This is a genomic window from Rhizobium leguminosarum (assembly GCF_001679785.1).
GTDB lineage: Bacteria > Pseudomonadota > Alphaproteobacteria > Rhizobiales > Rhizobiaceae > Rhizobium > Rhizobium leguminosarum_R.
The window spans coordinates 4,177,190-4,201,830 of record NZ_CP016286.1; the positions used below are offsets into that span (position 1 = coordinate 4,177,190).

The following is a 24,641-nucleotide window of genomic DNA, read 5'->3' on the forward strand; positions in this document are numbered from 1 at the left end:
CTTAGAGCGTGCGCGTGATATGCTCGACGCGGAAGCACTCGATGACGTCGCCGGCGCGCATGTCCTCGTAGTTTTCGAAGGCCATGCCGCATTCCTGACCCATCGGCACTTCGGACACTTCGTCTTTGAAGCGCTTGAGCGTCTTGAGCTTGCCTTCGTGAACGACGACGTCGTTGCGGATGAGGCGGACGCCCGCACCACGTTCGACCTTGCCTTCGACAACACGGCAGCCTGCGACCTTGCCGACCTTGGTGATGTTGAACACCTCGAGGATCTCGGCATTGCCGATGAAGGTTTCGCGCCGCTCCGGAGACAAGAGGCCCGACATCGCTGCCTTCACATCATCCACAAGGTCGTAGATGATGTTGTAGTAGCGGATTTCGATGCCTTCGCGCTCGGCGAACTGGCGTGCCTGCGTATTTGCACGAACGTTGAAGCCGATGATGGCCGCGCTCGAGGCTTCGGCGAGCGAGATATCCGACTCGGTGATGCCGCCGGCGCCCGAATGGACGATGCGGGCGCGGACTTCGTCGGTGCCGAGCTTCTCCAGCGCGCCGGCAATCGCTTCGATCGAGCCCTGCACGTCACCCTTGATGACCAGCGGGAACTCCTTGATGCCGACGCTCTGGCGCTGCATCATCATCTGTTCCAGCGAACCGCGCTGTCCCGACTGGCGGGCAGCCGCCTTGTCGCGGGCCAGACGCTGACGATATTCCGAGATTTCGCGGGCGCGGCTTTCGCTTTCGACGACGGCGAACTTGTCGCCGGCCTGCGGCGTGCCGGAAAGACCGAGAACCTCGACCGGCGTTGCCGGACCGGCTTCTTTCACATGGTCGCCCTTGTCGGTGACGAGAGCGCGCACGCGGCCCCAGACGTCGCCGGCGACGATGATCTGACCCGGACGTAGCGTACCCTTCTGGACGAGCACGGTCGCGACCGAACCACGGCCACGATCGAGCTGGGCTTCGATGACTGTGCCTTCCGCGGTCCGGTTCGCATTGGCCTTGAGATCGAGAATTTCCGCCTGCAGCAGGATCGCCTCGAGCAGCTTGTCGAGGTTCTTGCCGGTCTTGGCCGAAACCTCGACGTCAAGCACTTCACCGCCCATGGATTCCACGAAGACTTCGTGCTGCAGCAGCTGGTTGCGGACCTTCTGCGGATCAGCCTCGTGCTTGTCGACCTTGTTGATCGCCACGATGATCGGAACACCGGCCGCCTTGGCGTGGTTGATCGATTCGATCGTCTGCGGCATCACGCTGTCGTCGGCTGCAACGACCAGGATCGCGATGTCGGTCGCCTGCGCACCGCGGGCACGCATTGCCGTGAAAGCGGCGTGGCCGGGCGTATCGATGAAGGTGATCTTCTGACCGTTCTGCTCCACCTGATAGGCGCCGATATGCTGGGTGATGCCACCGGCTTCGCCGGAGACCACGTTGGCATGACGGATGGCGTCGAGCAGCGAGGTCTTGCCGTGGTCGACATGGCCCATGATGGTAACGACGGGCGGGCGCGAAACCAGTTCGCCATCGTCGTCGGACACGTTGAAGATGCCGAGTTCGACGTCGGATTCCGACACGCGCCTGACCGTATGGCCGAATTCGCCGGCGATGATTTCGGCAAGGTCGGCGTCGATGACGTCGCCCGGCTTCATCATCTGGCCTTCCTTCATCAGGTACTTGATGACGTCGACGGCGCGTTCGGACATGCGCTGCGACAGTTCCTGAATGGTGATGGTCTCGGGCAGAACCACCTCGCGGGAGATCTTTTCGCGGGTTTCCTGCATCTGACCGCGGCGGAACTTCTCCTGCCGGCGACGCATCGCCGAGAGCGAACGGCCGCGGGCATTATCCTCGCCGTCGACGTTGGCGGTGGTGATCGTCAACTTGCCGCGGCGGCGCTCTTCATCCGTCTTCGGACGAGTCGTGACCGGCTTTGCGGGTTCCGGGCGAACGACGCGGCCACGGACCGGACCGCCGCGCGCTGCACCACGATCGTCTTCTTCCTTTTCGTCGCGGCGGCCGCGAACGGCCCCGGGGACGGCAGCGCCGGGTGCCGGACGGGCAGCAGGTGCTCCAGCCGCGTCGGGCCGGCGTGCGGCCGGTGCCGACGATGCGGGCTGCGGCGGCCGTGGCGCGTCGGAGCGTGCTTCGGCCGGAGCCGGTTCTGCGGCTGCCGGTTCAGCAACAGCGGGTGCCTCAGCCTGCCGGGTAGCCTCCTCAGCGGCCCGGCGGGCAGCTTCTTCCGCTTCAGCTGCCTTGCGGATCACCTCTTCGGCGGCACGGAGCTTTTCTTCCTCGGCGCGGCGGATAGCATCCTGGGCGTCACGCGCCTGGGAGTCGGCAAGCGCGCGGCGGCGGGCGTCCATCTCTTCCGGCGACAGATGGTTCAGCACCACCGGGCGCGGACGATCGTTCTGGCGCGGCGCCTGGTGAGACTGCTGCGACGGACGCTGGTTCGTCTGGTTGTTGTTGCCCTGCTGAACCCGCGGTGCCGGCGTCGGCTGCTGCGGACGCGCCTGCACGGGTGCGGGCGCCGGTTCGGCTGCGCGCACGGGGGCCGGCGGAGCGACGGGTGTGATCGGCTTTTCGTCTTCCGGGCGCATCGGGCGCCGCTTACGGGTCTCGACGACGACCGCCTTGGTGCGACCTCGACCCATATCCTGGCGAACGGTGCCCTGGCTCATCCCAGATGGTTTCAGGGTGAGTGTCTTTTTGCCCGCTACGCTGATTGTCTTGTCGTCGTTACTATCGGTCATTCGTTCCCGTTCCTTCGGACAGGGAGCGATGACTAGATCAGACCCTGTCGTTCAATACTGTCGATCAATGAGGATGGGACCGGCCGATGCCGGTGACCGCCTCATTGTTTTTGCCGGCCAGCGCCGCCCGCTGCCCGGGACTGACCGCCAATACGGTACTGTTCGAGCATCTTTGCGCGCTTCACTACACCTTCACCCGCCTGCCCTGCAAGCACTGCGGCATGGATAAAAGCATTCTGGCCCATCAGGCCTTCCATTTCGCTCTCCGAGAAGAGACGGAAGGAAGGTATCTCCTCCTCGGTCTCCATTCCGAGGTGCCAGGCCTTGCGGGCCTGGTCGATTTTCCGGACGCCGTCGTCCGCTGCACCAGTCGCGTGGAACACCGCAATGGCTGCTCCACTTCTGACCGCGGCATCCACTTTCGAGGAGCCGCTGACGAACTGGCCGGCTTTCCGCGCCATGTTCATCATCTGCATCAATTGCGCCGCGAGCAGCCGATCGACACTCGCGCCGAGATCGTCCGCCGCCTTTACATCCGTCTTCAGCGCGCGGGCGAAGAGCTTCTTCGCCACCGCCCTGTCGACCAGCGACCGGTCGATCTTCACCCAGCATCCGCGTCCCGGAAGCTCGCGCTTCAAGTCGGCGACAACTGTTCCATCGGGAGCGGCGACGAAGCGGATCAGCTCTTCCGGCGATCCGCTTTCGCGCGTCACGATGCACATGCGTCCGTTCACGTCATAACCTGCAAGATCGTCGTCCTCGAGAGGAGCGTCCGGTTCATGCTCGGTCATCATGCTTCTTGTTCGGCTTCGGTGACCTCTTCTTCGGTCCCCTTATCCAGGTCCTCTTGCGTGATCCAGCCAGCCGAAAGGCGGGCCTGGACGATCATCTGTTCTGCTTCGACGCGCGAGACATCGAACTTCGAGAACAGACCCTCGAACTTCTTCGTTTCGCCGTTCTTGCGTTCCGACCAGCCGACGAGATCGTCGGCAGCGCAGCCGGCAAAGTCCTCGATCGACTTGATGCCGTCTTCGCCGAGCGCCACCATCATCTGGGCGGTCATGCCGTTGATTTCACGCAGTTCATCCTGGACACCGAGCGCCTTGCGCTTCTCGTCCATCTCGGCTTCGAGACGCTCGAGGAATTCGCGGGCGCGCTGCTGGATTTCCTGCGCCGTCTCCTCGTCGAAACCGTCGATCGAAGAGATTTCGTCGAGATCGACATAAGCCAGTTCTTCAACCGCGGCAAAACCTTCCGAAGCCAGAACCTGGCCGACCATCTCGTCGACATCGAGCGAATCCATGAACAGGTTGGTGCGCTCGTTGAATTCCTTCTGGCGGCGTTCCGATTCCTCGGCCTCCGTCATGATGTCGATATCCCAGCCGGTCAGCTGCGAAGCGAGGCGGACGTTCTGGCCGCGGCGGCCGATCGCAAGCGACAGCTGCTCATCGGGAACGACGACTTCGATACGCTCGGCATCCTCGTCGAGAACGACCTTGGCGACCTCAGCCGGCTGCAGGGCGTTGACGACGAAGGTCGCCGGATCTTGGCTCCACGGAATGATGTCGATCTTTTCGCCCTGGAGCTCGCCGACGACGGCCTGAACGCGTGAGCCGCGCATACCGACGCAGGCGCCGACCGGATCGATCGAACTGTCGTTCGAGATCACCGCGATCTTGGCGCGCGAACCCGGGTCGCGGGCGACCGACTTCACCTGGATGATGCCGTCGTAGATCTCCGGCACTTCCATGGTGAAAAGCTTCACCATGAATTGCGGATGCGTGCGCGACAGGAAGATCTGCGGGCCGCGCTGCTCGCGACGGACATCATAGACATAAGCACGGACGCGATCGCCATAACGGACGTTTTCGCGCGGGATCATTTCGTCGCGGCGGATGATGCCTTCGCCACGGCCGAGATCGACGATGACGTTACCGTATTCGACGCGCTTGACGGTACCGTTGACGATTTCGCCGACGCGATCCTTGAATTCGTCGAACTGGCGGTCACGCTCGGCTTCACGCACCTTCTGCACGATTACCTGCTTGGCCGACTGTGCGGCAATGCGGCCAAAATCCATCGGCGGCAGCGGATCGGCGATGAAATCGCCGAGTGCGGCGTCCGGGTTGCGGTCGCGGGCCAGCTCCAGCGGGATCTGCGTCGAATAATCCTCGGCCTTCTCGACGACTTCGAGCAGGCGCTGCAGACGGATTTCGCCGGTCTTCGGGTTGATGTCGGCCCGGATGTTGGACTCGGTGCCGTAACGGGAGCGTGCCGCCTTCTGGATGGCATCGGCCATTGCGGCCAGCACGATCTCGCGGTCGATGACTTTTTCGCGCGCCACTGCATCTGCGATCTGCAGAAGTTCGAGCCGGTTCGCACTGACTGCCATTGTCTTGTTTCTCCGTCTTTACTCCAGGGTTCCCGTCCCTGGAGCGGTCTGTTGATCGGTTATTCTTCGTCGTCCGCTTCGTTCTGGTTGGCGGCCTGGGCTTTCGCCAGCTTGTCGGCGCGCAACGCGTCGCGGATCAGGTCGTCGGTCAGAATGAGCTTCGCATCGCTAAGCGCCGTGAAGGGAATGGTGACCTTCTGCTCTTCCCCATAGGCGATCTGGTCACGCTCGAGCGTGAAACCATCTGTGCCTGCTTCGACGATCTTGCCGCGGAAGCGCTTGCGATTGTCGATCAAGATCGACGTCTCGCATTTCACAAGGTGGCCCTGCCAGCGGACGAAATCGGATTTCCGCACCATCGGACGGTCGATGCCGGGCGAAGACACTTCCAGATGATACTCTTTATCGACCGGATCTTCCACATCGAGGACGGGAGAAATCGCCATCGAGACTTCTTCGCAATCCTGAACCGTCATCGTGCCGTCGTTGCGTTCGGCCATGACCTGCATCGTCGCACCGTTCTGGTTCATCATGCGGACGCGGATAAGGCGGAAGCCCAGGTCGACGAGAACGGGTTCGATGATATCGGCAAGACGCTGGTCGAGCCCGGTTTCGGTAATCAGCCGTGGCTCACGTTCATTGTCTGCGTTTGTCAGATCCGACAAGCGGTGCGCTCCTCGCAATTTCATGCTTTTTCGGCAATCGCGCTAATAAAAAAGAGCGGGTCCTTGCGGCCCACTCTTCATCAAGCGATCAAGAATTTGAGAGGCATATAGTCGGGTTTTTCCGAAATTGCAAGGTCCGCGACCGATTCGGCCAATTCGCTTGCCGCGCGTGATGAGGCCTATGGCCAGCGCCGGTCTTGCGCATATATTGCCGTTGGCGCGCAATAACAAAAGCGGGAGAAATCGTGGCCTACACTTCGTCGACATTGGCGCCTTTGCGGCACGATACCTACCGCACCATCTGGTTCGCGAGCCTTTCTTCAAATTTCGGCGGCCTGATCCAGGCGGTCGGTGCCGCCTGGATGATGACGACGATCACCGCCTCGGAGGACATGGTCGCGCTGGTGCAGACCTCGACGGCGCTGCCGATCATGCTGTTTTCGCTAATATCGGGTGCGCTGGCCGACAATTATGACCGCCGCCGGGTCATGCTGACGGCGCAGTGCATGATGCTCACGGTCTCGGCGCTGCTGACGGCATCAGCCCTGCTCGGCTGGATCACGCCCTGGTTGCTGCTCTTCTTCACCTTCCTGATCGGCTGCGGCACCGCGCTCAACAATCCCTCCTGGCAGGCCTCGGTCGGCGACATGGTGCCGCGTGCCGATCTGCCGGCAGCGGTCACGCTGAACAGCATGGGTTTCAACATCACCCGCAGCGTCGGCCCGGCGATCGGCGGCGTCATCGTGGCTGCTGCCGGCGCGGCCGCGGCCTTCGCGGTGAACACGCTGAGTTACCTCGCCTTGATCTATGCCCTGCTGCGCTGGCGTCCAGTCGCGCCCGTCTCGACCCTGCCGCGCGAGGCGCTCGGCAGCGCCATCTTCGCCGGCCTGCGTTATGTCTCGATGTCGCCCAATCTCGAAAAGGTCCTTATCAGGGGACTGCTCTTCGGCATCGGCGCCAGCTCGATCCTGGCGCTGCTGCCGGTCGTCGCCCTCGATCTCGTTGCCGGCGGGCCGCTGACCTACGGTTTCATGCTCGGCGCCTTCGGCATCGGCGCGATTGGCGGTGCGGTGCTGAATGCCAGGCTTCGCCAGGTGCTTTCCAGCGAGATGATCATCCGCCTCTCCTTTGCCGGTTTTGCACTGAGTGCTGTCATCGCAGCCTTGAGCCCGAGTGCCGTCCTCACCTCTGCCGGGCTGCTCATCTCCGGCGCCTGCTGGGTCTCGGCACTTTCGCTGTTCAACACCATCGTCCAGCTTTCGACGCCGCGCTGGGTGGTCGGCCGGGCGCTGTCGCTTTATCAGACCGTCACCTTCGGCGGCATCGCCGGCGGTAGTTGGCTGTGGGGCGTCGCCGCGGATCGCTACGGTGTCGCCGATGCGCTGCTGATGTCATCCGTCGTCATGCTGCTCGGCATCGCGATCGGCCTGCGTTTTTCCATGCCGGCCTTCGCCTCGCTCAACCTCGATCCGCTGAACCGCTTCACCGAACCGGCCCTCAGTCTCGACATCACGCCGCGCAGCGGCCCGATCGTCATCCAGGTCGACTACGAGATTGCCGACGAGGACCTTGCCGAGTTCATGGAATTGATGGGCGAGCGTCGCCGTATCCGCATCCGCGACGGCGCCCGCAACTGGGCGCTGATGCGTGATCTCGAAAATCCCAGCCTTTGGACGGAAACCTACCATACGCCGACCTGGGTCGAATACATAAGGCACAATCAACGGCGCACGCAGGCCGATGCCGAAAACACCGACAGGCTGCGTGCGCTTCACCGCGGCGAAGGTCCGCTGCATGTTCACCGCATGATCGAACGCCAGGCCATTCCGCCTGATAACGACGTCTTCCACAAGGCGCCGATCGATCTGCATCATTGAGACCATGTGTGCAGGGATCAAACATGTATAAATTCAGGCTCGCCCGCCAATCCGACTTGGCTGCCATCGTCCGGCTTCTGGCCGATGACGATCTTGGCGGCAGAAGGGAGATCGTTTCGGATCCTGTCGACGCGCGTTATCTCTCGGTCTTTGCCGCGATCGAGGCGGACGCCAATCAGCTTCTGGCCGTCGCCAATGACGCGACCGATCGGGTCGTCGGCTGCCTGCAGCTGAGTTTTGTTCCCGGTCTTTCGAGGACGGGCATGTGGCGCGGCCAGATCGAAAGCGTGCGTGTCGTAAGCGATCTTCGCGGTTCTGGCCTCGGCGCACAATTCATCGAATGGGCGATCGCCCAATGCGCCGAGCGCGGCTGCGGCCTGGTGCAGCTGACATCGGACAAAACGCGGGGGGATGCGATCCGCTTCTACGAGAGGCTCGGTTTCGTCGCCAGCCATGAGGGTTTGAAACGCAATCTCTGAAGCAATTCCAGGAAAAGTGTGAAGCGGTTTTCCCAGGCAAAGCGCGAAGCGATTTTGCCGGGAATTGCGTAAAACAAAAAATAAGAGCGGTTCTGTGCTTCCATGAAAACTGAACCGCTCTGAAGCCGGTTACTTCAGCTTTCCCTTCATCGTGGCCTCGGGAAAACATGTCGGCTTCATGCCGTTCTTTGCCTGCCACTGGCCGATCGAACGCCGGGTCTTGTAGCCCGGCAGGCCGTCGGAGCCGCCGACATCATAGCCCTGCCGTTCCAGCGCCTTCTGCATGGCGGCGACATCCGAGCGCAGCATCTTGCCGACATCGCCCCATCCGCCCTGGAAGGCGCCGCCATTATAGGCGATCCGGTCGGCGAGGTTGCCGATATAGAGCGCGTAGAGATCGGAATTATTATATTCCTTGATGACGTAGAAATTCGGCGTGACGATGAATTCCGGTCCGTCGCGGCCGGCCGGAACCAGCATCATGCCCTCAGCCTTCATCTCGCCGGAGAGAAAGCCCTTGCCGGAGATGCGGTCGATGCCGAGCGAGGCCCAGTGCGACAGCGGCTTTGCCAGATCGGGTCCTTCCTGCGCGCAGGAGACCGTCTCGGGTATCGACACCTCAAAGCCCCAGTCGCGGCCGCGCTGCCAGCCTTTCTTGACCAGGTAATTGGCGATCGAAGCGAGCGTATCGGGCACCGAGGTCCAGATATTGCGGTGACCGTCGCCATCGAAATCCACGGCATATTTCAGATAGCTGGTCGGCATGAATTGCGGCTGGCCGAGTGCGCCCGCCCACGAACCCTTGAAATTCGCAGGTGTGACGTCGCCGCCATCGAGAATATGGAGTGCGGCCACCAGCTCGGTGCGGAACATCTCCTTGCGCGTCGACATGAAGGCCTTGGTCGCCAGCACCTCGATCGCCGAATTCGGGATCTTCGCCGCACCGAAGCCGGTCTCACGGCCCCAGATGGCCAGCACGATCGAGCCCGGCACGCCATAGGTCTTTTCGATCCGCTTCAGCGTCGAGCCGTATTGGGCGGCAAAGCCGCGTCCCGTTGCGGCAAGCTTCTTCAGCTGGTCTTCGTTGAAATAGGGAGCGGGCGAGGAAAATTCGGCCTGCGTCTGCTTCTGCTCCTTCGGCGGCGGGAAACCGGGCGGGGCGAGATCGGGCAGGTTCCAGTTCAGCGTGATGCCGGAGAAAGCGGCATGAAAGACCTTCTCCGAAATGCCGTTCGCCTTCGCCTCCGGCCAGAGGTCGCTCTGCACCCATTTCTCGAACTGCGCCTCGACATCGGCCTTGGAGGCGGCGAGGGCAGGCAGAGGCATTAGAGCGGTTGCGAGTATAAGGACAAACGATATGACCTCCCACGGCCCACCCCCCTCTGCCCTGCCGGGCATCTCCCCCACAGGGGGGGAGATCGGAAACAGGCCACGTTTCGCCCCTAGTAGCAGTTGCACGTATTGAAGCGTTGAAACGCGAGGAACGGATGAGCGTGCCTCTAGCCGATCTCCCCCCTTGTGGGGGAGATGCCCGGCAGGGCAGAGGGGGGTATCTTTCGGCATATGCAAATCCCTCATATCACAGTCCGCGCTCGAAGCGCGGCTGCAAGTGTGCCCTCGTCGAGATAGTCGAGTTCGCCGCCGACGGGCACGCCATGCGCCAGCCGCGTGATCTTCACGTCGAGCCCCTGCAGCTGGTCGGTGATGTAATGCGCCGTCGTCTGTCCCTCGACCGTGGCATTGACCGCGATGATCAGTTCCCGGATGCCGCCTTCGCCGACCCTGTCGATCAGCCCGCGAATATTGAGATCGTCAGGACCGACCCCGTCAAGCGGCGACAGCGTGCCGCCGAGCACGTGATAGGCGGCATTCATCGCGCCTGCCCGTTCCAGCGCCCAGAGATCCGAGACGTCCTCGACGACGATGATGACGGATTGATCGCGTTGGACGTCGGTGCAGACAATGCAGGGATCGACCGTATCGACATTGCCGCAGCGCGAGCAGATCTTCACCTTGTCATAGGCTTCGCCCATCGCATTCGACAGCGGGCCGAGCAGCTGGTCCTTCTTCTTGATCAGATGCAGTGCCGCCCGGCGCGCCGAGCGCGGCCCGAGGCCCGGCACCTTTGCCAGAAGCTGGATGAGTTTTTCGATTTCTGGGCCGGTGACTCGTTTTGCCATGCGCCGTTCTTAACTGATATGGAACGGAAACGGAATCGCGGAAGGATTGGCCATCCCATGAAAATCCTGGCCTTATGCACCGGCAATCCGGAAAGACTGCCGGGCAAGAGCTACAAGACCGGCATCTTCAAACATGCCGTCAACGGCGCCGTGATGATTGACGCCGAAGGTCCTGTCGGCGATGCGATCTGCAACCGCAAACACCATGGCGGCGTCGACCAGGCTGTTTATATCGAGGGATCGCTGACGCTCGACTGGTGGGCGCAGGAGCTGGGCCGACCCTACGAGGCCGGTACTTTCGGCGAGAACATGGTGATATCGGATCTCGACAATCGCGACGTCGCCGTCGGCGACCGCTTCGCCGCTGGCGATCTCATCCTCGAAGTCACGGCATGCCGTATGCCCTGCGCCACCTTCGCCGTCAGAATGGCCGATCCGAAATTCGTCAAGCGTTACACCGCCGCCGCCCGTCCCGGCATCTATTGCCGCGTCATCCGGGGCGGCGTGGCCGAGCCCGGGATGCCGATGGAATACACGCCTTTTTCCGGAGATAAGATTACGATGCCCGAGCTAATGGAGACCTTCGGCCGAAGGCTTCAGGGCGCAGATCGGGCGCGATATCTCGCGGCCCCAATTCACTACAAGCTTCGGGCCATGTTGGAATCCCAAGCCGACGAAGCGCACTAAAGCATGTCGCGCAAAAGTGTGCAGCGGTTGTCTAATCGCATTGCCGTAGTCAAGGTTATTTTGGCATTGGCATTGGCTCCGTTTTGAGAACGCGCAACGCGCCGTATTCGATTTGTTGGGCGATGTTGTCTTCAAAGCTGTCCAGCGCCGGGAGCAGGGTTGTCTGCGCGGTCGACACCTGGTCGCCGCATAATGGGTCTTCGCAGGCAGGACCTTCCTATGTTTTGCGCGCAGTCTCAATGAGCTGCAGCCGCTACAGCGGAATGATCCGACCCACGCCCGCAGCTGGGACGCTCAGTGCCTCACATCAGGTTTGACGCGCTGAGGGAAGAAGGCCGACACTTCGCTTATGCAGCAGCACCGGCCGATCTGTCGAAGACGTCTCCTGTCTTGAGCATGCTGTGCATGATGACCGCAAGCTTTCGGGCGACCGCCACTGCAGCGCGCTTGAAGCCCAGCCGCTCACGCAGCTTAAGCCCCCAGCTTTTGAGACTGCTCTCGTTCCTGGCACCGGTTCTCGTGAGGATCACCGTCGCCGCTTCATAAAGCAGCGCCCGCAGATAGGGGTCGCCTCTTCGAGAGATATGGCCGTCATAGTCGACCTCGCCTGACTGGTAGCGCCGCGTTGTCAGCCCGAGCCAGGCGCCCACCGATCGCGACGTTTTGAAGTTGTCTGGATCTTCAATCGCAGCGACATAGGAGATGGCCGTGACGGCGCCGATGCCCGGGATCGTCATCAACCGCTTCGTCGCCTGGCTCTCCCGTGCTGCTGCGACCAGCTGGCGGTCAAGATTGGCGGCGCGCATGCGTATGCCGTGCCACGCCTCGAGCAGCGGCAATATGATCTTCGCAAGGCCGTCATTCCCATCCAGGAGTTGCCTCACATTGCCATCAAACACCCGACCTGTTCCCTTGGGGACGATAAGACCGAACGTCTTCATCACACCGCGGATCTGGTTGCTAAGCTGGGTTGAGATATTCAGGAGCTGATTGCGGGCCGCCACCAGCGTGCGTGTCAGCATGCTGTCGAAAGCCTTGACCCGGACGGCCTTATAAAAACCGGCTTCGGCCAGGTGAGCCAAGCCGTCCGCATCATTGCTATCGGTCTTGTTGAGCGTCTCGTTTAAGATCTTTTGTGCGTGCCGTGCTTCGATGCAGATCGCCGGCACGCCTTCCTTGATCAGCCCATGATAGAACCATGTCGATAACGGCCCCGTCTCGAAAACAACGCGCTTGGCGTGCGGGGCATGCTTGCGGATCATCTCGGCTACAAGTTTGGGGTCCGAAGCGCACTTCCCCCGCCAGATCCGCTTACCGTCCTGTCGGATTGAGATCGCAGTCTCTTTCAATGAAACATCAAGCCCGATATATTGGTCCATGGTTGCTCTCCGTTCGATGTTTGGGCCCGGTTCCAATCGTGAGCCCGTTTTTCCATCTTATCGGGGGCAACCACCCCTGCCATCATCTTATAAATATGACCTGGGGTGATCGCGCCGCGATTACCCCATGTTTTGCGACAACGGCATGCGTAAAAACAAAAAGCTAAAGCGCGACGAGCGAATCCGAAAGATCGCGACGCGCTTTAGATCACTTGACACCTTGATATGAGGGCCGCCTCAGAATGGAAGCTTGAAGCCCGGTGGGATCGGCAGGCCGGCCGTCAGCGCTTTGGTCTTTTCGGCGGCGAGTGCCTCGGCCTTGTCCTTGGCGTCCTTGTGGGCGGCGACGATCAGGTCTTCGAGGATCTCGACATCGTCTTCCTTGAACAGCGACGGGTCGATCTTCAGGCTCTTCAGCTCGCCCTTGCCCGTGATGACCACGGCGACGAGACCGCCGCCCGCTTTGCCTTCGGCCGTGAGCTCGGCGATCTCCGCCTGCATCTGCTCCATCTTGGCCTGCATTTCCTTGACTTTGCCCATCATGCCCATGATGTCGCGCATCGTCTCGCTCCTTCTTGAAACCTCAGAATTCTATGTCGTCGCCCGGCAGGATGTCACCTTCCTCGGATTCGGCGGCGGCCGGCGGCGTCGCCTCGCCTTCCTCCTCCGGTTCGGGCGCCCGCACGCGCACGTCGATGATTTTGGCACCGGGAAAATGCGCAAGGATTGCCGCCACGTCAGGGTCCTGACGCGCGTCGATCACATGCTGTTCCCGCGTCCTGGCCTCCGCTTCGACAAGCGTCGGCTGACCCTCGTCGCGGCTGAGGCTGACGATCCAGTGGATGCCGGTCCATTCCTTAAGCTTGACGGCCAGCTCGTTGAGCAGCGTCGTCGGCGCACCGGGAGCCAGGCTGACGTCGAGCCGGCCGGCTTCAATCCGGACCGGGCGCAGGAAGGTGCGCACCATCGCCTTCAGCTTCGGATCGCGTTTCTCGGTGGCTAGGTTGACGATATCGTTGACCGAATTGACCGGGACGAGCGGCTTTAATGCTTCCGCCGGTTTCGGCTGGATCCGCCCGACAGCCATGGTCTCGGGCTGGCTGCTCGGCACGGCTCGCAGCATCGCCACCGGCGCGGAAGGCTGTGGCGGGCTCGGTGCGGTTTCCGCGGCGCGCGCCACGACACTGTTCTGATAGGAAACCCGTGTCCCGTTGCCGCCGCCATTGCCGGACGGCGGAGAGGAGGGCCGTGTCCCGGCATTGTCGCCGGAAAATTCGGCAAGCCGCCGCGCCGCGTCCTCGGGCGCCGGCAGATGCGCGGCATGTGCAAGCCGGATCAGCACCATCTCGGCGGCCCCTGCCGTCCGTGACGAGCCTTCCGTTTCCGGAATGCCCTTGAGCAGCATCTGCCAGATCCGCGACAGCGTCGTCACCGCAACGCCCTTGGCAAATTCCGCCGCTTTGGTGCGCTCGACCTCGCTGAGCGAAGGATCGTTTGCCGCATCCGGTACATATTTCAGCCGCGTCACCAGATGGGTGAAATCGGCAAGGTCGGTCAGCACCACCACCGGATTGGCGCCGGCTTCGTATTGGTTCTGGAACTCGCCGAGGGCTAAGGCCACATCGCCTTTGACGATATGCTGGAAGAGATCGACGATCCGGGCGCGATCGGCAAGGCCGAGCATGCCGCGCACGGCTTCCGCCTGCACGACGCCTGCGCCATGAGCGATCGCCTGGTCGAGCAGCGACAGGCCGTCGCGCGCCGAGCCTTCGGCAGCACGCGCGATCATCGCCAGCGCGTCGGCTTCCGCCTCGATGCCTTCCTTGGCCGCGATCGTCGTGAACAGCCCGACGAGATCGGAGGCGCTGATGCGGCGCAGGTCGAAACGCTGGCAGCGCGACAGCACGGTGATCGGCACCTTGCGGATCTCGGTGGTGGCGAAGATGAACTTCACATGCTCCGGCGGCTCTTCCAGCGTCTTCAACAGGCCGTTGAAGGCCTGCGTCGACAGCATATGCACTTCGTCGATGATGTAGACCTTGTAGCGCGCCGAAACCGGCCGGTAGCGCACCTGCTCGATGATCTCGCGGATATCGTCGATACCGGTATGGGAAGCGGCATCCATCTCGATCACGTCGACATGCCGGCCTTCCATGATTGCCTGGCAGTGCTCGCCCGGCGTGCGAAGGTCGATCGTCGGCTTGTCGATCTCCGATGTCTTGTAGTTCAGCGCCCGCGCCAGGATGCGCGCCGTCGTCGTCTTGCCGACGCCGCGCACGCCGGTCAGCATGTAGGCTTGGGCGATGCGACCGGTCTCGAAGGCGTTGGTGAGGGTGCGGACCATCGGCTCCTGGCCGACCATCAGGTCCGTGAAATCCTTGGGGCGGTATTTGCGAGCCAGCACTCGGTATCCGGTGCCCGTCGAGCCGGCATCTTTTGATTGTCGCTCGGTGTCGCTCATCGCCCTGCTTGTCGCCCGGACTGTCGGGCACTTCGTGGAGAGAAGGTGGGAGGCTGGCACGATGACCCGTGCCGGGCTCGTTAGGGCTGCTTCCTTCCGGACCTGACCCGGTTGGCGAGTGGCTCGTCCACCACCAACCTCCCGGATGCACATATCGGCAATATCGTCATCAAAAGCAAGCCAACATGCGAAAAAACTGCTAGTCGTAGGAAAAGACAGGAGGAATGCCCTTTGAAAGGTTTCGCGCTCGAGCCCCGGCTGGAAAACGACAGCGTCAGCATCATGGTCACCGGCCTCTGCGATCTGAGATTGTCGAAGGACGCCCGCTGGCCCTGGCTCATTCTCGTGCCGCGCCGGGCTGATATCACCGAAATCTTCGAGCTGACACCGCTCGACCAGGTGCTGCTTGCCTTCGAGACGGAACTGGTCGCCAAGGCGCTGAAGAAGATCACCGGCGCGACAAAAATCAATATCGGGGCTCTTGGCAACATCGTCCGCCAGCTTCATGTTCATGTCATCGCCCGCTTCGAAGGCGATGCCAACTGGCCGGGTCCCGTCTGGGGCTTCGGGCGCGCGGAGCCCTACGAGGACGGAAAGAGAGAAGAATTTATAGCGAAGCTGCGGGAAGCCCTGTCATCATGAGTCATTCGCTTTTCGATTCGGATGTGCCGCATCCGGAACCCAGCAATCTCACGGCCTTTGCCGCCAACGACCTCAACCGCGATTCTGAACATCGCGACGAGCAATCCGTCGAAAAGGCGCTGGCCAAAGAAGGCACCCATATCTTCGCCTTCGCGGGAGATAAGCTGGTGCTGAAGCATGACGGCCAGGTGCTCGATCCACTCTTTGCCCGCTATGAGCTGCAGGGATTGCAGCCGAACTGGGACGAGACCATACTTCTCGGCTACCGCAAGAGCGGCGAGCCGCGCCTTGCCGTTCCCGTCGGCATCGACGTCGACGACCTCACCAGCCACTACAAGCCTGCCGACGGCCGCACGCTGTTTCGCGAAATGCTGATCGACGAGGTGTTGCTCGGCGAATTCGCCCAGGCCGCAAGCCTCATCCGCTGGAATGGCGACAACCGCTTCTGCGGCCGCTGCGGCTCGGCGATGGAGATCCACATCGGCGGCTACAAGCGTGTCTGCGCCGCGTGCGAGCACATGATCTTCCCCCGCACTGACCCCGTCGTCATCATGCTGACGGTTGATGAGCAGCGCGACCTCTGCCTGCTCGGCCGCAGTCCGCATTTCGCGCCCGGCATGTATTCCTGTCTTGCCGGCTTCCTCGAACCCGGCGAGACGATCGAGAACGCCGTGCGCCGCGAAACGCTGGAAGAATCGGGCATCCGCACCGGCCGCATCCGCTACCACGCCTCGCAGCCCTGGCCGATGCCGCATTCACTGATGATCGGCTGTTACGCCGAGGCGAAATCCACCGAAATCAGCCGCGACGAGACAGAGCTGGAGGATTGCCGCTGGTTCACCCGCGAGGAAACGATCGAGATGCTGGAACGCCCGAGCGCGACAGGCAGGGCCTCGCCACCGAAAGGGGCGATCGCCCACCGCCTGATGCGTGACTGGGTGGAGTGGAAGCGGTAGCGCCATGCCGGTCGCCCGCTCGGAACGGCTGCTGACGCTGCTCCAGACGCTCCGGCGTTACCGGCGGCCGGTGACCGGCACGGTGCTGGCACAAGAGACCGGGGTGAGCCTGCGCACGCTCTATCGCGATATTGCCAGCCTGCAGGCCCAGGGCGCGATGATCGAAGGCGAAGCCGGCATCGGTTATGTGCTGAAGCCCGGCTTCATGCTGCCCCCGATGATGTTTTCCGAAGAAGAGCTGGAGGCACTGGTGCTCGGTTCGCGCTGGGTGGCCCGCGCCGCCGAGCCGCGCCTTGCCGGTGCCGGTGCCGACGCCTTGGCCAAGATTGCCGCCGTGCTGCCGGCCGATATGCGCGAGATGATCGATTCGGCAGCACTTTTCGTCGGTCCCAAACGCAGGGACGAGGACAAGGCTGACGTTTCGGCCATCCGCAGGGCGATCCGCCTGGAGCGTATCCTCGAACTGCATTACGGCGACGAGCAGGGCCGTATTTCGCGCCGCCGCGTCTGGCCTTTCGGGCTCGGCTATTACGAGCACGTGCGCGTCCTCATGGCCTGGTGCGAACTGCGCCAGGATTTCCGCCATTTCCGCACCGATCGCATCATCGACATGGCCTTGCACGAGGTGCGTTATCCGCGCCGCCGCACGGTGCTCCTCAAGGAATGGCGCGAGACGCAAGACGTACCGATGGAGAACTGAACGCTGCTGCCATAAACTGTCAGCAGCCAGGGTTATTATCAGTCTCAATCCACCAGGAAGGAGTACTGATCATGGTAACGCCTCCAGCCATTCATTTCGCGAACGACCGTTTTGCGGCCGAGTCCTTTGCCGATGTCATTTCGGCCGAGACTTTTGCCGATGTCCGCCAGTCAGCGCCGTCCGGCCTGCTGCACCTGGTCATGAACATTTTCCGATTTCGCAGAGGAGACCGCACCGGCCTCGACCTTGAAGCGACACCGGATTACCTGAAGCGCGACCTCGGCTTCATCGACGGACGCGACCCGCACTGCGAGGACCGTTTTCCGCTCTAAAGCACATGCGCGACCGCTTTAGGCCGCCCATCCTTATCAACATTCTGCCAGACGAGAACGGGGGCGTTGCGATCGCAACGTCCCGGTAGCATGCTGCCACAATTTGTCAGCAGGCGAGATCTCTCGCGGCGCCATTCTTAAATAACGGGAGAACCGAAATGACCAGCCCCAACCTCATCATTCTTTACGTCAAGGACCCAGGTGAAAGCGCCAGCTTCTACCGGAATCTGCTGAACCGCGAACCGGCCGTGGAAGCGCCGAATTTCGTCGCTTTTCCGCTTGAGGGCGGCTTCACGCTCGGCCTCTGGCGGCGCAGCAAGGTCGAGCCGCAGCCCTCCGCCATCGGCAACCGCGGCGAAGTGGCCTTCATGGTCGAAGGAGAAAATGCCGTCGCCAGGCATTATGAAGACTGGCGCCAGCGCGGCCTGCCGATCGCCCAGGAACTGACCGAACTGGATTTCGGCCCGACCTTCGTCGTGCTCGATCCGGACGGGCATCGGCTGCGTGTCTGTGAGCCGGATAAATAATTCAGGCGACTTGCGGGGCTTGGCTTGGAGCATGATGCCGAAAAGTGTCAGCGGTTTTCGGGCAACATCATGCTCTAACTATTTAATTTAGAACAGGATGACTTCATCCTGTTCTAAAGTAGGCCTCGCATTGCATGCCCCTTGTAGACGCCGAGGATGCGGACTTTCTCGGAAAAGAACCGCAGTTCCTCCAACGCCCGGCGCACATTCGGATCGTTCGGATGGCCTTCGATATCGGCGTAAAACTGGGTCGCCACGAATTTTCCGCCGAGCTGGTAGCTTTCCAGCTTGGTCATGTTGATATTGTTGGTGGCAAAACCGCCGAGCGCCTTGTATAGCGCGGCCGGAATGTTGCGGACGTTGAAGACGAAGGTGGTGACGACCTTTTCTTCCGCCGAATTCCGCTGCGCCCATTCCTCGTCGCGAGACAGGACGACGAAACGGGTGACGTTGTTTTCCGTATCCTCGACGTTTTCGGCGATGATCTCGAGCCCGTAGAGATCGGCGGCAAGGCGTGGCGCCAGGGCGGCCATCGAGCGGTCGCCGGTTTCCTGCACGAGTTTCGCCGCCCCTGCCGTATCGCCGGCGATCACCGGCTTCCAGCCGTTGGCGCGAACGATCTTGCGGCACTGGCCGAGCGCGTGGATATGGCTGTGCACGGTGCGGATCTCGTCCTTGGTGACACCGGGCAGCACCATCAGCTGGAAGCGGATCGGCATGAAATATTCGCCGATGATGTGCAGCCGCGACTCCGGTAGCAGATGGTGGATATCAGCGACCCGCCCGGCGATCGTGTTCTCGATCGGGATCATCCCGATATCGGCATCGCCGTTGTCGACCGCCGTGAACGCATCCTCGAAGGTCTGGCAGGGCAGCGGCTCCATGGTCGGAAACATGTCGCGGCTCGCCATGTCGGAATTGGCGCCGAATTCGCCCTGGAAGGCGATCCTGTTGGTCTTGATGTTCATGATGTTTCCGTCAGTTCGACTTTGCGGAGAGGATGCGCCGCGCTTTTTCGAGGTCGGCGGGAGTATCGACACCGAGCGGAACCGTGTCAACGATCTCGGCGTCGATGCGCATGCCGGCTTCCAGCGCCCGCAGTTGCTCCAACGATTCGCGCTTTTCGAGCGTCGAGGGGCCGAGCGAGACGAACCGTTCGAGCGCCGCGCGCCGATAGGCATAAAGGCCGATATGGTGGTAGAGCGGCCCCTGGCCGTAAGGGGCGGTTGCACGCGTGAAGTAGAGCGCGTGCAGACGGTTGCCGGAAATCGGAGAGCCGACGATCTTGACGATGTGCGGCGCGGTCTTGTCTTCCTCATTGTCGATTTCGGTCGTCAGCGTGCCGATATCGACCGCCTCGTTCTCGAGCGGGCGCAAAGCCGCGCGCACTGTTTCCGGATCAATCGTCGGCAGATCGCCCTGGATGTTGACGATGATTTTCGCCTTTCCGTCCGGATCGACTTTCGTCAGCGCCTCAAAGATCCGATCGGAACCCGATTGATGGTCTACGCGGGTCATGACGACTTCGAAGCCGGCAGCCGCCACGGCATCGAACACTCTTGTGTCGTCGACGGCGACGACGACGCGGCCGATGGCTGCCTCCCTGGCGCGCATCGCCACCTGCACGATCATCGGCAGACCGCAAATATCGGCCAGCGGCTTGCCCGGAAGCCGGGTGGAGGCCATGCGTGCCGGGATCAATACAAGCACGCCGTCTAAATTTGAATCACTCATTGTTCGGGCCTTCTATTCCGGGCTGAAAAGTGTCAAAAAGTCTCATGCGCAAGACCATTTAGACAGTTGCAACGAACAGCCAAAAGACATAGGTTCCGCGCGATTTCAAGATGGTCCGGTTTATGATCTGCCGGCTGCAAGGGGAGCATTGCAGATGAATTCATACGTCAATACGGCCGTGGGGGCGCTGCTCGGAACGATTTTCGTTCTGATGTCGGTCTCTATCGCGTCCGAAGGAATCTTCCATTCCGAAGCACCGGAAAAGGAAGGTTTCGCGATCGTTGCCGAAGAGGCGCCCGCTGCTGGCGGCGAGGCTGCGCCTGCCGTTGCCGTTCCAATTGCGCAATTGCTCGCTTCTGCAGATGCCAAGGCCGGCGAGACGGTCTTCAAGAAGTGTCAGGCCTGTCATGACGCCACCAAAGGGGGGCCGAACAAGGTCGGTCCCAACCTCTTTGGTGTCGTAGATCGCCCGGTCGCCTCGCATGCAGGCTTCGCCTATTCCGCTCCCATGAAGGATTTCTCCAAGGGTGGCAGCGAGAAGTGGACCTTCGAATATCTCAACAAGTTTCTGCTGGCGCCGAAAAAGGACGTTCCGGGCACCGCGATGGGCTTCGCCGGTCTGGCGAAGGATCAGGAGCGCGCCAACGTCATCCTCTACCTCCATACGCTCGCCGATTCGCCGGTGCCGCTGCCGGATCCGAACGCTGCGACGCAGTGACGCGGCAGACAATCGCATGACATCGAAGCCCGGCCCGCAAGCCGGGCTTTTCTTTGTGCGGATATCAGCTCAGGCGCCGAGGAAATAGGCCCAGAGCGAGACCGTGATGGCGCCGAGCGCCGTCGTCACGGTGATGGTCGAGGCGGCGAGGCTGTGACCGACGCCGAAGCGATTGGCGATCAGCCAGGCGTTGACGCCTGTCGGGACGGAGGAGGTCAGTACGATCGCCGCCGTCCATTCGGGGCTGAGGCCGAGGAGTCGGCTCGCCGCCCACACGCAGCCGGGCAGCAACAGCAGCTTCAGGCTCGAGGTGACGCTGGCGATGCCGAGATTGCCGGAGACGCCGTATCTCTCCAGCGCCATGCCGAGCGATATCAGCGCCGCCGGGCCGGCAATGCCGGCGATCTGCCCGACGACCGTTGCCAGCGTCGTCGGCATGGTGAGACCGGAAAGGTGCATGGCCATGCCGGCCGCAAGGCCTATCACCAGCGGGTTGCGCACGAGGTTGACTGCGATCTGGCGAAGCACGAGCACCATGCTGCGATCGCTTTTACCGGCGATCTTGCGCTCGGCATGCTCCATCAGCACCGTGCCGGCGACCATCATCACGGGCAGATGTACGGCAAGCAGGATCGACAGCGCCACCAGCCCTTCGTCGCCGACGGTCCGCTCGACGAGCGGCAGGCCGATGAAGATATTGTTGGCGAAGGCAGAGGAAACGCCGGCCAGCACGCCGATCCGTTCGTCACGGCCGAAGAGGCGTGTGGCGGCGATATGGCCGGCCGTCCAGGTGATGGCAACGCCCGAAAAATAGACGATCCAGAGCCGGAAGGGCGAGGCGCCATGAAAATCCGCCTCGGCGATGGTCCGGAAGAGCAGAAGCGGCACGGCGATCTTGAAGACGAATTCGCTGAGCGCTTCGCCGACATTCGACGCCATCAATCCGCTGCGAACGATTACCCAGCCGATGAGAATCAGTATGAAGACGGGAAGGACGTCGAAAATGATGGCTGACATAGGGGAGGCTGCTCTGCGCGGGGGGTATTCGACGTCTAGCAGCAAACGACTTGGATTGAAAAGGCAATCGCCGTCAAATCAGGCGCATCGGCAAAACAAAAAAAGCGGGCACAGCCCGCTTTTCCGCTCCGGCCGTGCCGGATATCCGGATCACGAAGCTGCCAGTTCATCCGTGGTCAGCATCGCGCCGGTAAGATCGAAGGGATCATCCCTCGTAAGCCCGGCTGCAACTGAAAGCTGCTCATGCCGGTCTTCTTGCGGGTATTTCTAGATATTGAAAATGACAGGGACATGACGAATAGGCGGCACTTTTGCGAAGAAATAGACAGGCCATCCACCATTTATCCTTCCAAACCGCAGAAATTTCGCTAAGACCAAACCCCGGCTATCACAAACTCCGGGACCCCCCATTTCATGACAAGATTCGATGTTCTGACAGTCGGCAACGCAATCGTGGATATCATTGCCCGTTGCGACGACCAGTTCCTCATTGACAACCAGATCACCAAGGCGGCGATGAACCTCATCGATGCCGAACGCGCCGAACTCTTGTATTCGCGCATGGGACCGGCGCTCGAAGCTTCCGGCGGCAGCGCCGGCAACACGGCGGCGGGCGTGGCGAGCCTCGGCGGCAAAGCTGCCTATTTCGGCAATGTCGCCCAAGATCAGCTCGGTGACATCTTCGCGCATGACATCCGCGCCCAGGGCGTCCATTACCAGACCCGGCCGAAGGGCACCTTCCCGCCGACGGCGCGTTCGATGATCTTCGTCACCGAGGACGGCGAGCGTTCGATGAACACCTATCTCGGCGCTTGCGTCGAGCTCGGCCCGGAAGACGTCGAGACCGACGTCGTGGCCGACGCCAAGGTTACCTATTTCGAAGGTTATCTCTGGGATCCGCCGCGCGCCAAGGAAGCGATCCTCGATTGTGCGCGCATCGCCCATGAAAACGGTCGCGAAATGTCGATGACGCTGTCCGACAGCTTCTGCGTCGACCGCTATCGCGGCGAATTCCTCGATCTGATGCGCTCCGGCAAGGTCGATATCGTCTTCGCCAATCGCCAGGAAGCGCTGTCGCTCTACGAGACCGACGATTTCGAGGAGGCGCTGAACAGGATCGCCGCCGATTGCAAGATCGCCGCCGTAACGATGAGCGAGAATGGCGCCGTCATCCTGAAGGGCCGCGAGCGTTTTTACGTCGATGCGATCAGGATCAGGGAAGTAGTCGATACGACCGGTGCCGGCGATCTCTTCGCCTCCGGCTTCCTCTATGGTTACACGCAGGGACGGTCTCTCGAGGATTGCGGCAAGCTCGGTTGCCTGGCTGCCGGCATCGTCATCCAGCAGATCGGCCCGCGCCCGATGACCTCGCTTTCCGAGGCCGCCAAACGGGCAGGGCTTATTTGAAGGCTTCGCCGGGATAGGCGCCCCAGATCTCCGACTGCGCCACCCAGCCCGAGGCGCCGTCGGATTCGGCGCGGCACCAGTCGCCGTTGCATTCGCCGATACTCAGCATCACGCCGGGTTCGAGCTTGGCGACGATCGAGGCGGAGGGCTGCGCCTCGCGGCGCAGATTGACATAGATGCCCTTGCCCTTGGTCTTCATCCACGGGGCGGCGATCGCCGCGCGCTGACCTGACAGCAGCGACTGGTTGACCCAGCCTTCGGTGCCGTCGGCATCGCGGATACGGCGCCAATTGTCGTATTCCTGGATGATCTCTACCGGCAGGCCGGATTTCAGGTACATCCACGACACGGCGTAATCCGTTCCCGGACCGATGCGCAGGTTGACGCGCTTGGATTTCAGCGTGACGAAACGCGGCAATGGCAGTCCGCTTGGCCCCTTGGCCGCCTGCGCATGGGCGAACTCGACGCTTCCCATGGATGCAGCCAGAGCGATGGCAAGGGCGAGGCAGGACTTCAGGACTTTGCTGCGCATGGAAGTTTCCGTTTGCTCGAATTCGCGGGCGGGCCCGGCCTGCTCGCGCTCCGGGCTCTGACATTCCCCGGCTGCACCACGAGTTTTGTTTGTCTTCGCGTGCGGGTCTGGTAGAAAATGCCCGGAATGGGAAAATTATCACCCCTCTTGGTTAAAGACCTCTGAACAAGGCACCACAGGCAGCCATGACAGCGAAGAAAAAACCGAAGGTCTACATCACCCGCAAGCTGCCGGATGCCGTCGAAACCCGCATGCGCGAACTCTTCGACGCTGAGCTGAACATCGACGACGCGCCGCGCTCCGTTCCTGAGCTTGTCGCTGCGGTCAAGACCGCCGATGTGCTGGTGCCGACTGTCACCGATCGCATCGACGCGACGCTGATCGAGCAGGCGGGACCGCAGATGAAGCTGATTGCGAGCTTCTCCAACGGCACCGATCACATCGACGTCGAGGCGGCGGCGCGCAAGGGCATCACTGTCACCAATACGCCGAACGTCCTGACCGAGGACACTGCCGATATGACCATGGCGCTGATTCTCGCTGTTCCGAGAAGGCTCGGCGAAGGTGCGCGCGTGCTGACCGACAAGCCGGGCGAATGGGCAGGCTGGTCTCCGACCTGGATGCTCGGCCGGCGCATTCACGGCAAGCGAATCGGCATCGTCGGCATGGGCCGCATCGGCACGGCCGTGGCCCGCCGCGCCAAGGCTTTCGGCCTCTCGATCCACTATCACAACCGCAAGCGCGTCAATCCGGCCGTCGAGGACGAGCTGGAGGCGACCTATTGGGAAAGCCTCGACCAGATGCTTGCCCGCGTCGACATCGTTTCGGTCAATTGTCCGTCGACGCCGGCGACCTTCCACCTGATCTCGGCTCGTCGTCTGGCGTTGCTGCAGCCGACGGCCTATCTCGTCAACACCGCGCGCGGCGACGTGGTCGATGAAGCTGCGCTGATCAAATGCCTGAGGGAAGGACGGATTGCCGGCGCCGGCCTCGACGTCTTCGAAAACGAGCCTGCCGTCAACCCGAGGCTCATCAAACTCGCCAATGAGGGCAAGGTCGTGCTGCTGCCGCATATGAGTTCGGCGACGATCGAAGGCCGCATCGACATGGGCGACAAGGTCATCATCAATATCCGCACCTTCATCGACGGCCATAGACCTCCGAATCGGGTACTGCCGGGTCGTTGAAGGGCGCGTCGAGC

Annotated in this window: 24 protein-coding genes and 1 other RNA gene; 11 read left to right on the plus strand and 14 right to left on the minus strand. The window is 61.8% G+C overall.

Translation table 11 applies throughout. The features are described from left to right. Position 1 precedes the first annotated feature (1 nt). From infB to rimP, 4 genes are all read right to left on the minus strand, one after another. On the minus strand, positions 2 to 2,755 hold the full coding sequence (infB, locus tag BA011_RS20290) for a translation initiation factor IF-2 (RefSeq protein ID WP_065281763.1): 2,754 nt from the start codon (positions 2,753 to 2,755) through the stop codon (positions 2 to 4). A gap of 101 nt (positions 2,756 to 2,856) precedes the next feature. Then, the gene (locus BA011_RS20295; RefSeq protein WP_151343504.1) at positions 2,857 to 3,549 is read right to left on the minus strand and encodes an RNA-binding protein; all 693 of its coding nucleotides are present in this window, start codon (positions 3,547 to 3,549) and stop codon (positions 2,857 to 2,859) included. After that, entirely contained in the window at positions 3,546 to 5,147 is a 1,602-nt protein-coding gene (nusA, locus tag BA011_RS20300; protein WP_003544328.1) for a transcription termination factor NusA, read from the minus strand. Before nusA ends, BA011_RS20295 begins: the two co-directional genes overlap by 4 nt. Positions 5,148 to 5,206: 59 nt before the next feature. After that, complete coding sequence (gene rimP / locus BA011_RS20305) at positions 5,207 to 5,812, minus strand: ribosome maturation factor RimP (RefSeq protein WP_003544329.1); 606 nt, start codon at positions 5,810 to 5,812, stop codon at positions 5,207 to 5,209. A gap of 197 nt (positions 5,813 to 6,009) precedes the next feature. Between rimP and BA011_RS20310 the strand changes: the two genes are divergently transcribed. Together BA011_RS20310 and BA011_RS20315 are read left to right on the plus strand one after the other, a co-directional pair. Continuing rightward, the gene (locus BA011_RS20310) at positions 6,010 to 7,689 is read left to right on the plus strand and encodes an MFS transporter (RefSeq protein WP_186806469.1); all 1,680 of its coding nucleotides are present in this window, start codon (positions 6,010 to 6,012) and stop codon (positions 7,687 to 7,689) included. Between the two features lie 23 nt (positions 7,690 to 7,712). Then, positions 7,713 to 8,168 carry a GNAT family N-acetyltransferase gene (locus BA011_RS20315; RefSeq protein ID WP_065281765.1) on the plus strand — a complete coding sequence of 152 codons (456 nt, stop codon included), beginning with the start codon at positions 7,713 to 7,715 and terminating at the stop codon, positions 8,166 to 8,168. A gap of 129 nt (positions 8,169 to 8,297) precedes the next feature. Here BA011_RS20315 and BA011_RS20320 read toward each other — a convergent pair whose 3' ends face one another. Both BA011_RS20320 and recR read right to left on the minus strand, forming a co-directional pair. Next, positions 8,298 to 9,566, minus strand: coding sequence for a lytic murein transglycosylase (locus BA011_RS20320; protein WP_065282609.1), 1,269 nt, complete (start codon positions 9,564 to 9,566; stop codon positions 8,298 to 8,300). Between the two features lie 176 nt (positions 9,567 to 9,742). Further along, positions 9,743 to 10,348 carry a recombination mediator RecR gene (recR, locus tag BA011_RS20325; protein WP_003544338.1) on the minus strand — a complete coding sequence of 202 codons (606 nt, stop codon included), beginning with the start codon at positions 10,346 to 10,348 and terminating at the stop codon, positions 9,743 to 9,745. Between the two features lie 57 nt (positions 10,349 to 10,405). On the opposite strand from recR, the gene BA011_RS20330 reads away from it, so the two are divergent. After that, positions 10,406 to 11,035 (plus strand): MOSC domain-containing protein, encoded by a 630-nt coding sequence (locus tag BA011_RS20330; protein WP_186806470.1) that lies wholly within the window; start codon positions 10,406 to 10,408, stop codon positions 11,033 to 11,035. A 347-nt stretch (positions 11,036 to 11,382) separates the two neighbouring features. Here the strand turns inward: BA011_RS20330 and BA011_RS20335 are convergent, their stop codons facing one another. The 4 genes from BA011_RS20335 to ffs all read right to left on the minus strand — a co-directional run bounded on the left by BA011_RS20335 (position 11,383) and on the right by ffs (position 15,017). Further along, positions 11,383 to 12,414, minus strand: a complete 1,032-nt coding sequence (locus BA011_RS20335) for an IS110 family transposase (RefSeq protein WP_065281767.1) — start codon at positions 12,412 to 12,414, stop codon at positions 11,383 to 11,385. A gap of 237 nt (positions 12,415 to 12,651) precedes the next feature. Then, the gene (locus BA011_RS20340; protein WP_003544342.1) at positions 12,652 to 12,975 is read right to left on the minus strand and encodes a YbaB/EbfC family nucleoid-associated protein; all 324 of its coding nucleotides are present in this window, start codon (positions 12,973 to 12,975) and stop codon (positions 12,652 to 12,654) included. A gap of 22 nt (positions 12,976 to 12,997) precedes the next feature. Next, positions 12,998 to 14,875 carry a DNA polymerase III subunit gamma/tau gene (locus BA011_RS20345; protein ID WP_065281768.1) on the minus strand — a complete coding sequence of 626 codons (1,878 nt, stop codon included), beginning with the start codon at positions 14,873 to 14,875 and terminating at the stop codon, positions 12,998 to 13,000. Positions 14,876 to 14,920: 45 nt separating this feature from the next. Further along, positions 14,921 to 15,017, minus strand: an RNA gene (gene ffs / locus BA011_RS20350) — signal recognition particle sRNA small type. Between the two features lie 89 nt (positions 15,018 to 15,106). Here ffs and BA011_RS20355 point away from each other — a divergent pair. The 5 genes from BA011_RS20355 (at position 15,107) to BA011_RS20375 (ending at position 18,032) form a co-directional block, all read left to right on the plus strand. Then, positions 15,107 to 15,517, plus strand: a complete 411-nt coding sequence (locus BA011_RS20355; protein ID WP_065281769.1) for an HIT domain-containing protein — start codon at positions 15,107 to 15,109, stop codon at positions 15,515 to 15,517. Next, positions 15,514 to 16,473, plus strand: coding sequence for an NAD(+) diphosphatase (gene nudC, locus BA011_RS20360; protein WP_065281770.1), 960 nt, complete (start codon positions 15,514 to 15,516; stop codon positions 16,471 to 16,473). The genes BA011_RS20355 and nudC overlap by 4 nt, the downstream gene beginning before the upstream one ends. Positions 16,474 to 16,477: 4 nt before the next feature. Then, on the plus strand, positions 16,478 to 17,173 hold the full coding sequence (locus tag BA011_RS20365) for a helix-turn-helix transcriptional regulator (protein ID WP_011649958.1): 696 nt from the start codon (positions 16,478 to 16,480) through the stop codon (positions 17,171 to 17,173). A 71-nt stretch (positions 17,174 to 17,244) separates the two neighbouring features. After that, positions 17,245 to 17,505 (plus strand): hypothetical protein, encoded by a 261-nt coding sequence (locus tag BA011_RS20370; protein WP_003544351.1) that lies wholly within the window; start codon positions 17,245 to 17,247, stop codon positions 17,503 to 17,505. 158 nt (positions 17,506 to 17,663) lie between these two features. Next, the gene (locus BA011_RS20375; RefSeq protein WP_003555800.1) at positions 17,664 to 18,032 is read left to right on the plus strand and encodes a VOC family protein; all 369 of its coding nucleotides are present in this window, start codon (positions 17,664 to 17,666) and stop codon (positions 18,030 to 18,032) included. Positions 18,033 to 18,145: 113 nt separating this feature from the next. On the opposite strand, the gene BA011_RS20380 is transcribed toward BA011_RS20375, so the two are convergent. Together BA011_RS20380 and BA011_RS20385 are read right to left on the minus strand one after the other, a co-directional pair. Continuing rightward, on the minus strand, positions 18,146 to 19,000 hold the full coding sequence (locus tag BA011_RS20380; RefSeq protein WP_003544355.1) for a prephenate dehydratase: 855 nt from the start codon (positions 18,998 to 19,000) through the stop codon (positions 18,146 to 18,148). A gap of 10 nt (positions 19,001 to 19,010) precedes the next feature. Next, the gene (locus BA011_RS20385; RefSeq protein ID WP_065281771.1) at positions 19,011 to 19,766 is read right to left on the minus strand and encodes a 3-deoxy-manno-octulosonate cytidylyltransferase; all 756 of its coding nucleotides are present in this window, start codon (positions 19,764 to 19,766) and stop codon (positions 19,011 to 19,013) included. Positions 19,767 to 19,920: 154 nt separating this feature from the next. Here BA011_RS20385 and BA011_RS20390 point away from each other — a divergent pair, with 154 nt between their 5' ends. Then, positions 19,921 to 20,484, plus strand: coding sequence for a c-type cytochrome (locus tag BA011_RS20390; protein WP_065281772.1), 564 nt, complete (start codon positions 19,921 to 19,923; stop codon positions 20,482 to 20,484). Between the two features lie 69 nt (positions 20,485 to 20,553). On the opposite strand, the gene BA011_RS20395 is transcribed toward BA011_RS20390, so the two are convergent. Then, positions 20,554 to 21,501 (minus strand): AEC family transporter, encoded by a 948-nt coding sequence (locus BA011_RS20395; RefSeq protein ID WP_011649961.1) that lies wholly within the window; start codon positions 21,499 to 21,501, stop codon positions 20,554 to 20,556. A 414-nt stretch (positions 21,502 to 21,915) separates the two neighbouring features. Between BA011_RS20395 and BA011_RS20400 the strand changes: the two genes are divergently transcribed. After that, entirely contained in the window at positions 21,916 to 22,908 is a 993-nt protein-coding gene (locus tag BA011_RS20400) for an adenosine kinase (RefSeq protein ID WP_020052350.1), read from the plus strand. Here BA011_RS20400 and BA011_RS20405 read toward each other — a convergent pair. Beyond that, positions 22,901 to 23,440: an SH3 domain-containing protein gene (locus BA011_RS20405; protein ID WP_065281773.1), complete on the minus strand. Its 540-nt coding sequence runs from the start codon at positions 23,438 to 23,440 to the stop codon at positions 22,901 to 22,903. The two genes, BA011_RS20400 and BA011_RS20405, sit on opposite strands and share 8 nt — an antisense overlap. Before the next feature lie 185 nt (positions 23,441 to 23,625). Here BA011_RS20405 and BA011_RS20410 point away from each other — a divergent pair, with 185 nt between their 5' ends. Beyond that, entirely contained in the window at positions 23,626 to 24,627 is a 1,002-nt protein-coding gene (locus BA011_RS20410; protein WP_065281774.1) for a 2-hydroxyacid dehydrogenase, read from the plus strand. The last annotated feature ends 14 nt before the right edge of the window (positions 24,628 to 24,641 follow it).